This window comes from Streptomyces sp. NPDC093795 (assembly GCF_044764665.1).
Taxonomy (GTDB): domain Bacteria; phylum Actinomycetota; class Actinomycetes; order Streptomycetales; family Streptomycetaceae; genus Streptomyces.
Genome location: NZ_JBIWIO010000002.1, coordinates 356,584 through 369,535 on the forward strand (window position 1 = coordinate 356,584; position 12,952 = coordinate 369,535).

General features: G+C 72.2%; 10 protein-coding genes. 5 read left to right on the plus strand and 5 right to left on the minus strand.

The window, feature by feature from the left end:
• Nucleotides 1–79: 79 nt before the first annotated feature.
• Nucleotides 80–2,656 (minus strand): aminopeptidase N, encoded by a 2,577-nt coding sequence (gene pepN, locus ACIRB7_RS06650; protein WP_403593287.1) that lies wholly within the window; start codon nt 2,654–2,656, stop codon nt 80–82.
• 153 nt (nt 2,657–2,809) lie between these two features.
• The gene (locus tag ACIRB7_RS06655) at nt 2,810–3,826 is read right to left on the minus strand and encodes an aspartate-semialdehyde dehydrogenase (protein ID WP_403593290.1); all 1,017 of its coding nucleotides are present in this window, start codon (nt 3,824–3,826) and stop codon (nt 2,810–2,812) included.
• 169 nt (nt 3,827–3,995) lie between these two features.
• On the opposite strand from ACIRB7_RS06655, the gene ACIRB7_RS06660 reads away from it, so the two are divergent.
• A complete protein-coding gene (locus ACIRB7_RS06660; protein ID WP_403593292.1) occupies nt 3,996–4,535 on the plus strand; it encodes an RNA polymerase sigma factor in 540 nt (179 codons plus the stop codon).
• A gap of 2 nt (nt 4,536–4,537) precedes the next feature.
• Nucleotides 4,538–5,275: a hypothetical protein gene (locus tag ACIRB7_RS06665; RefSeq protein WP_403593295.1), complete on the plus strand. Its 738-nt coding sequence runs from the start codon at nt 4,538–4,540 to the stop codon at nt 5,273–5,275.
• Nucleotides 5,276–5,344: 69 nt separating this feature from the next.
• On the opposite strand, the gene ACIRB7_RS06670 is transcribed toward ACIRB7_RS06665, so the two are convergent.
• The gene (locus ACIRB7_RS06670; RefSeq protein ID WP_403593297.1) at nt 5,345–8,659 is read right to left on the minus strand and encodes a S8 family serine peptidase; all 3,315 of its coding nucleotides are present in this window, start codon (nt 8,657–8,659) and stop codon (nt 5,345–5,347) included.
• A gap of 181 nt (nt 8,660–8,840) precedes the next feature.
• Nucleotides 8,841–9,383 (minus strand): CGNR zinc finger domain-containing protein, encoded by a 543-nt coding sequence (locus ACIRB7_RS06675; RefSeq protein WP_403593300.1) that lies wholly within the window; start codon nt 9,381–9,383, stop codon nt 8,841–8,843.
• A 214-nt stretch (nt 9,384–9,597) separates the two neighbouring features.
• Between ACIRB7_RS06675 and ACIRB7_RS06680 the strand changes: the two genes are divergently transcribed.
• The 3 genes from ACIRB7_RS06680 (at nt 9,598) to ACIRB7_RS06690 (ending at nt 11,783) form a co-directional block, all read left to right on the plus strand.
• The gene (locus ACIRB7_RS06680; protein ID WP_403593303.1) at nt 9,598–10,158 is read left to right on the plus strand and encodes an HPP family protein; all 561 of its coding nucleotides are present in this window, start codon (nt 9,598–9,600) and stop codon (nt 10,156–10,158) included.
• 44 nt (nt 10,159–10,202) lie between these two features.
• Entirely contained in the window at nt 10,203–10,367 is a 165-nt protein-coding gene (locus ACIRB7_RS06685; RefSeq protein WP_403593306.1) for a hypothetical protein, read from the plus strand.
• A 270-nt stretch (nt 10,368–10,637) separates the two neighbouring features.
• A complete protein-coding gene (locus ACIRB7_RS06690; protein ID WP_403593308.1) occupies nt 10,638–11,783 on the plus strand; it encodes a serine hydrolase domain-containing protein in 1,146 nt (381 codons plus the stop codon).
• A 16-nt stretch (nt 11,784–11,799) separates the two neighbouring features.
• Here the strand turns inward: ACIRB7_RS06690 and ACIRB7_RS06695 are convergent, their stop codons facing one another.
• Nucleotides 11,800–12,807 (minus strand): hypothetical protein, encoded by a 1,008-nt coding sequence (locus ACIRB7_RS06695; protein WP_403593311.1) that lies wholly within the window; start codon nt 12,805–12,807, stop codon nt 11,800–11,802.
• Nucleotides 12,808–12,952 lie beyond the last annotated feature (145 nt).

Consider the following 12,952-nt stretch of genomic DNA (forward strand, 5'->3'; position numbering starts at 1 on the left):
CCCGCCGGGCGGACCTCAGGCACGGCGAAGGGGCGCCCCACGGGGGAGGCGCCCCTTCTCCGTACCTGGTTCGGCGGGATCAGACCGCCGCGGCCGCGTCCGCCGCCCGGGCCCTGAGCGCGCGCTCGACGCCCGCGCGGCACTCCGTCACCAGGCGTCGCAGCGCCGGCGCCGGGTCGTGCTCGGCGATCCACGCGTCCGTCGCGTCCAGGGTCTCCTGCGAGACCTGGAGCGTCGGGTAGAGACCGACCACGATCTGCTGGATCATCTCGTGGCTGCGGGTCTCCGCCACACCCTTGATCGACGCGAAGTACTTCGCCGTGTACGGGGCGAGCAGCTCACGCTGGTCGGACTGCACGAAGCCGCTGATGACGGCCTCCTGCACGGCGTTCGCCAGCTTGTCGTCCTCGACGACCGAGGCCCAGGCCTCCGCCTTCGCCGCCTCCGACGGACGGGCCGCGCGCGCGGTCGCCGCGTGCCGCTCGCCCGCCGCCGTGCGGTCGCGCTCCAGTTCGCCGGCGATCTCCGGCTCGTCGTAGACACCGGTCGCCGCGAGCCGGTGGACGAACGCCCAGCGCAGCTCGGTGTCGACGGCCAGGCCCTCGATCGACTCGCGGCCCTCCAGGAGCGCGGCGAGCAGGTCGAGCTGCTGCGGGGTGCGGGCGGTCGAGGCGAAGGCCCGCGCCCACGCAAGCTGGTGGTCGCTGCCCGGCTCGGCCGCCTGGAGGTGCGCGAGCGTGGCCTCGGTCCAGCGGGTGAGGCCGGCCTCCCGCCACTCCGGCGCCGCGTACAGGTCGATGGCCGCCTTGACCTGGCCCTGGAGCGACTGCACCACGCCGATGTCGGACTCCTTGGCGACACCGGAGAGGACGAGCTCCAGGTAGTCGCGGGTGGCCAGTTCGCCGTCGCGGGTCATGTCCCAGGCCGAGGCCCAGCACAGGGCACGCGGCAGCGACTCGGCGAAGTCACCGAGGTGCGAGGTGACGTTGGCGAGGGACACCTCGTCGAGGCGGACCTTGGCGTACGACAGGTCGTCGTCGTTGAGGAGGACGACCGCCGGACGGGCCTTGCCCTCCAGCTTCGGCACCGCGGTCAGCTCGGCGGCCGCGAGGTCGAGTTCGAGGCGCTCGGTGCGGACCAGCTTGCCGGCCTCGTCCAGGTCGTAGAAGCCGATCGCGATCCGGTGCGGTCGCAGCACGGCCTCGCCCTTGGCGCCGGCGGGCAGCGCGGGGGCCTCCTGCCGGACGGCGAAGGAGGTGATGACACCGCTGTCGTCGGTCTCGATCTCCGGGCGGAGGATGTTGATGCCGGCCGTCTCCAGCCACGCCTTCGACCAGGTCCTGAGGTCGCGCCCGGAGGTCTCCTCAAGCGCGCCGAGCAGGTCGGAGAGGCGGGTGTTGCCGAAGGCGTGCGCCTGGAAGTAGGCCTGCACACCCTTGAAGAACTCGTCCTGGCCTACGTAGGCGACGAGCTGCTTCAGGACGCTCGCGCCCTTGGCGTACGTGATCCCGTCGAAGTTGACGAGCACGTCCTCCAGGTCGTTGATCTCGGCCATGATCGGGTGCGTCGACGGCAGCTGGTCCTGGCGGTAGGCCCAGGTCTTCTCCGCGTTGGCGAAGGTCGTCCAGGCGTTCGGCCAACGGGTGCCGGGCACCGACGCCTGGCAGGCGACGGAGGTGTAGGTGGCGAACGACTCGTTCAGCCACAAGTCGTTCCACCACTCCATGGTGACGAGGTCGCCGAACCACATGTGGGCGAGCTCGTGCAGGATCGTCTCGGCACGCCGCTCGTACGCCGCGTCCGTCACCTTCGAGCGGAACACGTACTGGTCGCGGATGGTGACCGCGCCCGCGTTCTCCATCGCGCCCGCGTTGAACTCCGGCACGAAGAGCTGGTCGTACTTCGCGAACGGGTAGTCGTACGCGAACTTCTCCTGGAACCAGTCGAAGCCCTGCCGCGTGACGTCGAAGATGTGGTCGGCGTCGAGGAACTCGGCGAGCGACGGCCGGCAGTAGATGCCCAGCGGGACGGTCTGGCCGTCCTTCTCGTACGCCGAGTGCACCGAGTGGTACGGGCCGACGATCAGCGCGGTGATGTACGTGGAGATGCGGGGCGTGGGCTCGAAGACCCACACGTCATCCTTCGGCTCCGGGGTGGGGCTGTTGGAGATGACCTTCCACCCCGCCGGCGCCTTCACGGTGAACTGGAAGGTCGCCTTCAGGTCGGGCTGCTCGAACGAGGCGAAGACGCGGCGCGCGTCCGGGACCTCGAACTGCGTGTACAGATAGGCCTGGTCGTCGACCGGGTCGACGAAGCGGTGCAGGCCCTCACCGGTGTTGGTGTACGCGCAGTCGGCGACGACCTTGAGCTCGTTGCGGCCCTCCCTGAGGTGGGCCAGCGCGATCCGCGAGTCACGGAAGACGGCGGCGACGTCCAGCGAGTGCCCGTTCAGGACGGCCTCGTGGACGGCGGGCGCGACGAGGTCGATGAAGGTCGAGGCGCCGGCCTCGGCGGAATCGAAGCGGACGGTGGTGACGGACCGGTAGGTGCCGCCCTCCTGCGCACCGGAGAGGTCGAGTTCGACCTCGTACGCGTCCACGGTCAGCAGCGCCGCCCGCTGCTGAGCCTCTTCACGGGTCAGGTTCGTGCCAGGCACCCGGTCAACTCCTAGGTTTCGTGACGTTTGGCCCATCCTTCCACGGGCCGCCGTCGTGGCGCACGGCACATTTCCCCGGCCTGCCCGAACGAAGGAGGGGCGGCGCCCGTAACGGGTGCCGCCCCTCCTGGGGGTCGTACGGACCGGCCGGTGTCAGCCCTTGAGCTCGGCCGCGACCAGCTCCGCGATCTGCACGGCGTTCAGGGCCGCGCCCTTGCGCAGGTTGTCGTTGGAGAGGAAGAGCGCGAGGCCGTTGTCGACGGTCTCGTCCACGCGGATGCGGCCGACGTACGAGGCGTCCTTGCCGGCGGCCTGGAGCGGGGTCGGGATCTCGGAGAGCACGACGCCCTCGGCGTCCTCGAGCAGCTCGTAGGCGCGCTCGACGCTGATCGGACGCTCGAAGCGGACGTTGACCTGGAGGGAGTGGCCGGAGAAGACCGGGACGCGCACGCAGGTGCCGGAGACCTTGAGCCCGGGGATCTCCAGGATCTTGCGGGACTCGTTGCGGAGCTTCTGCTCCTCGTCGGTCTCGAAGGAGCCGTCGTCGACGATCGAACCGGCCAGCGGGACCACGTTGAACGCGATCGGGCGCTTGTAGACGGCGGGCTCGGGGAACTCGACGGCCCCGCCGTCGAACGCCAGCTGGTCGGCGGTCTCGGCCACGGCACACGCCTGGGTGCGCAGCTCGGCGACACCGGCCACGCCCGAGCCGGAGACGGCCTGGTAGGTGGTGGCGATCAGCGCGGTGAGGCCGGCCTCCTGGTGGAGCGGCTTGAGGACCGGCATGGCGGCCATCGTGGTGCAGTTCGGGTTGGCGATGATGCCCTTGGGGCGGTCCTTGATCGCGTGCGGGTTGACCTCGGAGACGACCAGCGGGACCTCGGGGTCACGGCGCCAGGCGGAGGAGTTGTCGATCACGACGGCGCCCTGGGAGGCGACCTTCTCGGCGAGGGCCTTGGAGGTGGCGCCGCCGGCGGAGAAGAGCACGATGTCCAGGCCGGTGTAGTCGGCGGTGGAGGCGTCCTCGACCGTGACGCCGTCCACGACGGTGCCGGCGGAACGGGCGGAGGCGAAGAGCCGCAGCTCGTCGAGGGGGAAGTTCCGCTCGGCCAGGATGCTGCGCATGACTGTGCCGACCTGACCGGTGGCTCCGACGATTCCGACCTTCACGGGGACTCCTCCGTACGTATGTGCAGGGTGCTGCCGGTCCATGATGCGTATGTCCCGGGGCGCCTTGTCCAATCCATTGTCCACAGGTCGGGACGTGGGACGGAGGCCGGATCGAACGTTTCGTGCCGCTTCCGCGTCACAGGGGGGACGCGGAAGGGAAGGAGGCACGGTGGCGGTAGTGAGGAAGGCCCGGCGCCCGGCGGCGGACGATGCGGCGGACGATCCGCTGGACGCGGCCCTCGTGGACCGGGTGAGAGCGGTCCTGGCACTGGGCGGGGTGCCGCACGCGGAGCTCCAGGACGGCGTGCAGCAGGTGCGGCTGAAGCTCCTGGAGTCCCGGGCGAAGGGACGGGAGCCCCTGCGGTCCACCGCCGCCTGGTGCGCGGTGGTGGCCTCGAACATCGCCGTGGACTGGCACCGGGACCGGCGCCGCCGGGAGCGGCTCGACGAGCGGCTCACCGCGCTGCGGCCGTGGGGCACGGAGCAGCCCGGCGTCGAGGAGGCCCGGGTCCTGACGCTGTCGGTCGCGCAGGGGCTCGACGCGCTGCCCCTGCCGCAGCGGCAGGTCGTGGTGCTGCGCTTCTACGCCGACCTGCCGGTGGCCGAGATCGCGGAGGCGCTGGAGATCCCCGAGGGAACGGTCAAGAGCCGGCTGCACGCCGCCGTGCGCGCGCTGCGCGCCCGGCTGCACACGGACGAGGTGGTGTGAGGGTGGAGAGGGACGAGCGGGACCCGGTACGACTGGCGGTGTCCGACGGGCCGCTGCCCGAGTGGGCCGAGGGGGATCCCGACGTGCGGGCGGCGCTGGCCGACGTGGAGACCCTGCGCGAGCAGCTGGCGCTCATCGCCACGGCGGTGGCCGGACCCGCCCCCGAGCCGCCCCCGCCCACGGCGCCCGGCCCCCGCCGCCGGCGTGCTCCGCGGCGGGTGCTCGCCGCGGTCGCGGCGGTGGCCGTGCTGGGCCTTCTGGGGACCGGGGGGTCGTACCTCGTGGCCCACAACGGGGAGCTGGACGGGGGGATGGGGAGCGCGGCGCTCACCGCGGAGGGCCTGGTCGCGTGTGCCACGGACATCGCCGAGGGAACGGTGGCCCGGGTCGAGCGGCTGGGCGGGGACCAGGGGGTCCGCGTCACCCTGAGCGTGGAGCGGAGGTACAAGGAGGCCAGGACGGCGGGGACGGCGGCCGGGGAGCCCCGGCTCGTCTTCACGGCCGGGGACGCCCCTGCCGAAGAGTCCGCCGATCCCTACTTCCGGGTGGGCACGCGCATGCTCGTCATCGTCTCGCGCTTCCCCGGAGAGGGGCCGCTCACCTACCGGGAGGGGGACCGCCCGCCCGGGAATCTCGGCACGGACGTCGGAGCTGGGCGTGACGATCTGGAGTACGGACGCGCATGGGTGGAGAAGGCGCTTCCGGGGTCCGCCGGAGTCGACTGCTCGCACCCCGGCTGACCGGCGCGCGGAAGAACGGGAGAGGGGCGGGCACCGGTTCCGGTGCCCGCCCCTCACTGTCTCGCGGTGTTACGGGGTGACGCTGCCGATCAGGACGCTGCCGGAGCCCGCGACGGTGCCGCGGGCGTTGAGCAGCTGGACCTCGCCGAAGAACTGGCGGCCCTCGGGGGCCGCGCCGGCGACCAGGACGTGGGCCGTGACCTTGGCGCTCGCGCCGTGGGCCAGCGGGTAGGTCGTGGCGTTGTCGACCTGGACGCTGCCGAGCGCGGCGGAGTAGTACACGTCCTTGTAGTCGTAGGTCGTGCCGCCCTCGGCGTGGACCGCGTAGCCGTCGATGACGACGGTGTACGTGCCCGCGGCCGGCTTCACGAGGGAGACGGACTCCTCCGAGTCACCGTCCGCCGCCTGGCCGACCTGCTTGCCGTTCAGGAGGACGGTGAGGTCGAGGTCGGCGGCCTTGTCGGACGTGTTGCCGATCGCGATGTCGAGCCGCTCGACGCCCTCACCGACGGTGACGGTCTTCGTCTGCTGCTCGTGGTGCTGGATGGTCGGGGTCTCGACCTTGGCCGAGCCCAGCGAGCCGCCCTTCAGCTTGCCGTCGATGCCGGCGAACTTGTTGGTGACGGTCCACTCGACGGCGGCCGGGGTGCCGACCTTCGCCTCGGCGACGGTCTGGACGGCCGGGTCGAAGTCGGCGCCGAGCACCTTGGCGTCCAGCGTGAACGGGTTGTCCAGGTCGGGCGAGGTGCGGCGCGACTCGACCTCGATCTCCCAGACGCCCGGCGTCGGGTTCGGGTACGACCGCAGGTCCGGGCGGCAGGTGTTCGCCGGGTTGTAGTGCGGGTAGCACGCGGTGGACGCGGTGGACTCGATGGCCACGCCGTACGGGTGGATCGCGATGAACCGGGTCTGGCTCTTCTCCTTCAGACCGCCGATGGCGACCTCGAGGGTCTTGGCGCCCTCCGGCACGGTCACGAAGTACGACGTGTGGCTGTTGCGCTGGACGGTGCCGGCGGCGGAGAAGCCGTAGCCGGGCGCGACCAGGTCGCTCGCGACGACCGAGGTGGCGAGGATCTGCTTGTCCACGCCCTCGGTGCGCTCGTCGTCGGCCTCCAGGATCACGCTGTGCACGCCGGCGGTGGTCGGCCGGGCCTGGACCTTGACGGTGACCGGCTTGTTCAGCGGCAGGTCGATCTCGTCGTCGCCGAGGATGCGGAAGGTGCCGTCGTTGTACTTGAGGTCCAGCTCGTGCTCGATGGCACGGTCCGGGCCGCTCGTACGCGTGACGGTGACGTCGTAGACCTTCTTCTGGCCGACCTTGAGGCCGCCCTCACGGTCGTACACACCGGTGCCGGTGTGCGGGGCCGGGAAGATCGCGGTGTCGACCGGGGCCTCGACCTTGTAGTCGTGGGCGGTCGCGCCGTCCTTGATCGAGTCCCAGGCCTCGTCGATGTCGATCAGACCCGAGCCCTGCTCGTGCGCCTTGACACCGGAGATCGGCTTGGCGGTCGAGGTGAGCGCGGTGCGCAGGGTGAGCGGGGAGAGCTCGATGCCCCTCTGCTTCGCGGCGGAGAGCAGCAGCGCGCTCGCGCCCGCGACCTGCGGGGAGGACATCGAGGTGCCGTTGAGCATCCCGTAACCGGCGGGCAGCGCGTAGCCGGACTCGGCGACGCCGGCGCCGGCCAGCCAGGTCGGGATGGTGTTCACGGCCGAGCCCGGACCGGTGATGGTCGGGGTGAAGCCGCCGTCCTCACGCGGGCCGCGCGAGGAGAAGGGGAACATGGCGTACGACTTGGAGACGGCCGAGCCGTAGTTGGCGGCCCAGGTCGACTTCGAGATCGCCGCGCCGACCGAGACGACCTTGTCGGCCAGGCCGGGGTCGCCGATCGTGTTGATGCCCGGGCCGGAGTTGCCGGCCGAGATGATCAGCTGCACGCCGTACTGGTCGATCAGACGGGTGTAGAGGCGCGAGCGGACGTTGTCGCCGTCGTTCTGCGCGGGCAGGCCGCCGATCGACATGTTGACGATGTCGACGCCGCGGTTGACGACGAGGTCCGTCATGCCCTCGGTGAGAGCGGTGTTGGTGCAGCCGCCGGTCCAGGTGCACGCGCGCGAGGAGACGATCTTCGCGCCGGGCGCCGCGCCGTTCATCCGGCCGCCGAAGAGGCCGTGGGCGGCGGTGATGCCGGCGACGTGGGTGCCGTGGGAGGACTCGACGATGCCGATGTTGACGAAGTCGCGCTTCTGGCCGACCCAGGTCCCGCCCAGCGGGTCCATCGCGACGTCCTTGCGGATCTCGACGACGAACGGCGTCTTCTCGACGACCTCGGTGGCCGGGTTGTCGGTACCGAAGTAGCCGATCTGGTACCCGTCCTTGTACGGCTTCATCGGCGCGTTGTCCGTGAAGTCGTTGTTCTGGTCGGCGTCCACGCGGACGGTGCCGGCGGCCGGGTCGTACAGCATGCCGAAGACGTCGGTGGTGTCGCCGTCGCGGTTGATGTCACCGGCCGGGTCGCCGCCCGCGGTGATCGACTCGCTGAAGCGGCTCCACTGGTAGGAGCCCTCGGGCGCCTTCCAGCTCTGGGTGGCCGCGGTGAAGACGGGGCCCGTGACCGGGGTGATCTGGGCGCGCCAGGTGGCGTCGCCCTCGGTCAGCGGGTCGGTGGCGGTGACCCAGTCGACGATCTTGCGCTCGCCGGTGGTGGTCTTCCGCAGCGCCGGGTGGCCCAGGTCGACACCGGAGTCGAGGACGCCGATGGTCACGCCGCGGCCGTCGGCCCGCGGGTGGTCCTCGACGAACTCGACCGCGCCCGTCTCGTGGGAGGGGTTGTACGGGTTCTTCGCCGGGGTGTTCCTGCCCGGGGCCGGGTACGTCGTGGTGACGGTCGTGCCCTCGACGGCGCCGGTCGTCGCGCCGGCGTCCGGGGTCGGGTCGTCCAGCTTGATCTCGGCCTGGAGGTCGATCGACTGGACGGAGGAGAGCTTCGCCGCGGCCTTGATGGCCGCCTCGGCCTTGGCGGTCGGCAGGGTCGCGCGGACGTAGCCGAGCGCGTCCTGCTGCTTGCCGACGGAGGCGCCCGCGACGGCGTCGAGCTGGTCGGCGACCTGCTCGGTGGCGCCGGGGGCGGTGGCGACGAGGATCGTGACGTTCTTGTCGCCGCTCACCTCGGCCTCGGTGAGGCGCTGGGCGTCGGTGGCGCCGAGCTTGTCGGTAGGTTCGCTTGCCTTCACCGGGGGAGTGGTCGCCGGGTCGTCGACGGCCAGGACCGGGGCGGCTCCGGCCGCGACGAGCGCGGCGACGAGTCCTGCGGCGGCCGCGATGCGGGCCGCGCGTCTCCCGGAGGGCGAGCGCCCGGGTATGGAGCTCTGGGGGGTCATGTACATCCCTGGTTATGAAAGAGAGGGTCCGGATTTCGGTACCGGATGACCGCTCAGCCTTTCGTAACCGACAGGGATTTGTGGAGGGTTGGCAGGTGACGGAATGCGTCGATGGCGTACATCCGCCACTGCGGACGACACGCCATCGAGGACAAAGGGTCCTCAACCGGGGCGAGTGGGCGGGGCGTCAGTTGTCCTTCGTGCGGGCGTAGTGGCGCGAGGCCTTGGCCCGGTTGCCGCAGGCCGCCATCGAGCACCAGCGGCGGGTGCCGTTCCGCGAGGTGTCGAAGAAGTGCAGGATGCACGCCTCGTGCGCGCAGGCCCGGATCCGGTCGGGCGCGGTGCGCAGCAGGTCGAGGTAGTCGCGGGCGGCGGTCCAGCCGGGGCCCCGGGCGGGATCCGCGAACTCGGCCCGTTCCCCGGGGCCCTCGGCGGTGAGGGTGGCCCGGATGCGGCCGTGGTCGAGGACGGCGTCGACACGGGCGGTGGCGGCGGGATCGCCGGGGTGGTCGACGAGCGCGGCGAGCGCGTCCCGGGCGGTGAGGGTGTGGCGCAGGGTGGGGGCGTCGGCGGCGAACCGCCGGTCGAGGCCGTTGGCGGCGAGCCAGACGGCGAGCCCCTCGACCCCGGTGAGCAGGTCCTGACGCACGCCCTCCTCGTTCCACCGGGTGTTGAGGAGGTCGAGGGAGACGGGTTCGCCGGTGAGCGGTCGTGGATCGATGGCGGTCATGACGGAACCCTCCTCGTGGACTAACCCTTCAAGGGTACGTGAGCGGTTGACCCCCGCCTCATCTAACCTCTAAAGTCTATCTAAAAGGTTAGATCCACCACCTCCCTGGTTGTGGGCATTCGTTCCGCTGGGGCGGAACGGGTGGGCACAACCCGAACGCGCCCCCGCGCCAGGCCCGCCCCCACCCGCACCACCGCGACCCCGAGGACCGCCCATGACCACCACCGGAACCGCCACCACCGAAGCCGCCCCCGCCCCCGCCGCCTCCGCTCCCGCCGCCTCCGTCCCCGCCACCCCCCGCCCCGGCCCGCCCCCGCGCCCCCGCCCCCGGATCCTGCTCGCCTCCACCGCCGGCAGTGTCGCCGCGCTCCTGCTCCTGGTCGCCGTCGGCACCGTGCTCGACCAGCCCCTGCTCATCCCGCCGCTCGCGGCGAGCATGGCGCTCGTGGCGGGCGCCCCCGACCTCCCGCTGTCCCAGCCGCGCTCGGTCGTCGGCGGCCAGCTGCTCTCCGCCCTCACCGGCTTCGCCGTCCTCGCCGTGGCGGGCCCCGGCCTCTGGGGCGCCGCCGTCGCGGGCGGCCTCGCCCTCGGCGTGATGATGCTGGCCCGTACCCCGCACTCGCCCGCCGCCGCGACCGCCGTGATCGTCGCCCTCCAGTCCCCGCCGCTCTGGTCGTTTCTCGGCCTACTCGCCCTCGCCTCCCTCCTCCTGGTCGTTGTCGGCCTCGGATCCGCCCGCGCCACGGGCCGGACGTACCCCGCCTACTGGTTCTAACCTCTCCTCATGAAGCAGGAGTTGAGGGTGGCGGCCTACGCCGTGTGCGTACGGGACGGCCAGGTGGGATCGACTCCATCCGGCGCGGCTGGCTGCGCCGCCTCGCGGGCCCCGGGGACTTCCAGGGCCTGCGGATCATCTACGAGGCCCAGGTCACCGGCGGTGCGCTGCGCAACGAGACGGGCGGCTCCACCGACCTCTCCCCCTAGGCCCGGGGGCCTGGGGGGACCCCCGGCCTGGCATCCGCTCGACGCCGTACCCGGCCTGCCCCGGGTCGAACTCGTCGACATCGGCCTCGACCTGTGGCGCGAACGGCCCCCGGTCGGCCGCTCCCGGCTCGCCGATCCGGCGAACGGCTGACCCCTCTGTCGGAAGGCTGAAAAGCGCTCAACCGTTCCCCTCTCGCTCAACCATCCCGCCGACCCCGTGGTCCTCCCCGCCGACCGCAGCACGCACAGCAGAATCACAGGGGAGCCCGCATGTCAGCCGTACGCACGACCCGTACCGTCCTCGCCACCGCCCTGGTCGCGGGACTCACCGCCACGGCGCTCGCCACCCCCGCCCTCGCGGCACCCGCACCGGTGAAGCGGGACCACGCGGCCACCCAGCAGGCGCTCCAGGCCGCGGTCGACGCCGGCGTGCCCGGTGTCGTCGCCGGGGCCCGCGACGGGCACGGCCGCTGGACCGGCACCGCGGGCGACCGCAAGGGCGACGACCGCTACCGGGTCGGTTCCATCACCAAGACCTTCACCGCCACCGTCCTCCTCCAGCTCCAGGCCGAGGGCCGCCTCGACCTCGACGACCCGGTCGAGAAGTGGCTGCCCGGCGTCGTCAGGGGCAACGGCCACGACGGCCGGAAGATCACCCTCCGCCAGCTGCTCAACCACACCAGCGGCATCTACAGCGTCACCGCCGACCCCGGCTTCCAGGAGAAGGTCTTCGGCCCGGCCTTCCTGGAGCACCGCTACGACCGGTGGACCCCGCGCCAGCTCGTCGCCATCGCCATGACCCACGAGCCGGACTTCGCCCCCGGCACCGACTGGAACTACTCCAACACCAACTACGTCCTCGCCGGCCTGGTGATCGAGAAGGTCACCGGACGCCCCTACGGCAAGGCGGTCGAGAACCGCATCATCAAGCCGCTCAAGCTCCGCGCCACCAGCGTCCCCGGCACCGACGTCACGATGCCCGCCCCGAGCTCCCCCGCCTGGTCCAAGCTCTCCGGCGGCCCGGAGGCGCCGGTCCACGACGTCAGCGAACTCAGCCCCACCATCGCCTACGCGGCCGGCGAGATGATCTCCGACTCGAAGGACCTCCAGACCTTCTACCGCGCCCTGCTCGGGGGCCGGCTGCTGCCGAAGGCCGAGCAGCGGGAGCTCACCACCACCGTCACGTCCGACCGCATGGGCCCCTCCATCCGGTACGGCCTCGGCCTGATGCAGGTCAAGCTGAGCTGCGGCAAGGAGGTCTGGGGCCACGGCGGCGGCATCCACGGCTCCGCCTCCGAGGCCGCGGTCACCAAGGACGGCCGTCACTCGCTCGCCCTGAACCTCAACGCCGACTGGACGGGCGACTCCTCGTCCGTCGTGGAGGCCGAGTTCTGCGGCGTCACGCCCAAGGGCTGACCCGCACCCCGGCCCCTCACCGCGGCAGGACGACGACATACGCGGCGGGCTGCCGGCCGGACGCGGCCATCAGGGCCGTACGGACCACGGTGGCCTGCTGGTCCATCGCCTCGCGCAGTTTGCGCGGGGTGAGATGGACGACCGTGATGCCGAGCCGCTCCAGATGCTCCCGCTTGCGGGTGTACTCGGACCAGAGCGCGTCGTCGTCCTGCCGCGGGGCCCGGGTGTCCAGCTCGACGGCGACGGCCTGGTCGGGCCAGTAGGCGTCCACCCCGCCCAGGTGCGGGCCGCCCGGCAGCCGCAGGTCCACGTTCCACAGCGGGTCCGGCAGGGCGAACTCCCGCACCATCTCGTACAGGCGCTCCTCGGAGAGCGACCGCCCCTCGGCGAGCAGCGCGTCCACCGCGTCCACCACGTGCGGACGGGTGAGCAGCCGGGCGCGGCTCAACTCGCGTACCACCGCACCCGGTTCGCAGTGCCCGCCGCGGACCGCCTCGGTGAGCAGCCGGCGTACCGTCTCCGCGTCCGAGAGCCCCGACACCGCGTCGGCGACGGCGCGGGCGACCGGCGCGACGGGCACCCCGGTCAGCTCCACCGGCTCCGGCGACTCGGGGGCGGCGCGCACCACCCGCACCCAACCGGTGGAGCGCAGCCGCCGGGTGCGGGGCACCAGGACGTCGATCCGGTCCAGGGTGGTGAGCGGGGGAGCGGAGGAGAAGCGGTGCAGGGTCAGCGCGGCGAGTCCGGTGATCATCGCGTCCGGCCCCTGCGCGGGGACCGCCCCGGTCCTGCGGGCGTAGAGGAGCGCGGCGCGGAGCCGGTCCTCGCTGGTGGGCGGGCCGGGCTGGAGCAGGAAGACGCCGGGCAGCAGCTGCTGCCAGCCGCCGGGCCGGCAGCGCGCGGCGACCTCACCGGCCGGGATGCCGAGCGCCCTCAACTGGTCGGCGGCCGCCAGGCGTTCGGGGCGGCCGGTGCGGGAGGCGAGGGGGAGGGGGCGGGGGGTGATGGGGGTGTTGTGGTTCATGCCGGGGGTCTTCCGCTTCCGAAGGCTCCCCTAACCCCTGTTACACGCTCGTCGACAATCAGGGACAAGCCCGCCCTAAAGTACGCACGTTCGACTGCCGATGAAGGGGCCGCGCCGCAGGGTGTCGCGGCACGCACACCGATGG

What these genes read in the sequence shown, in the direction of transcription:
- ACIRB7_RS06695 (WP_403593311.1), bottom strand. Translation starts at nt 12,807, where the DNA reads ATGAACCACAACACCCCCATCACCCCCCGCCCCCTCCCCCTCGCCTCC.
- ACIRB7_RS06670 (WP_403593297.1), bottom strand. Translation starts at nt 8,659, where the DNA reads ATGTACATGACCCCCCAGAGCTCCATACCCGGGCGCTCGCCCTCCGGG.
- ACIRB7_RS06675 (WP_403593300.1), bottom strand. Translation starts at nt 9,383, where the DNA reads ATGACCGCCATCGATCCACGACCGCTCACCGGCGAACCCGTCTCCCTC.
- ACIRB7_RS06680 (WP_403593303.1), top strand. Translation starts at nt 9,598, where the DNA reads ATGACCACCACCGGAACCGCCACCACCGAAGCCGCCCCCGCCCCCGCC.
- ACIRB7_RS06690 (WP_403593308.1), top strand. Translation starts at nt 10,638, where the DNA reads ATGTCAGCCGTACGCACGACCCGTACCGTCCTCGCCACCGCCCTGGTC.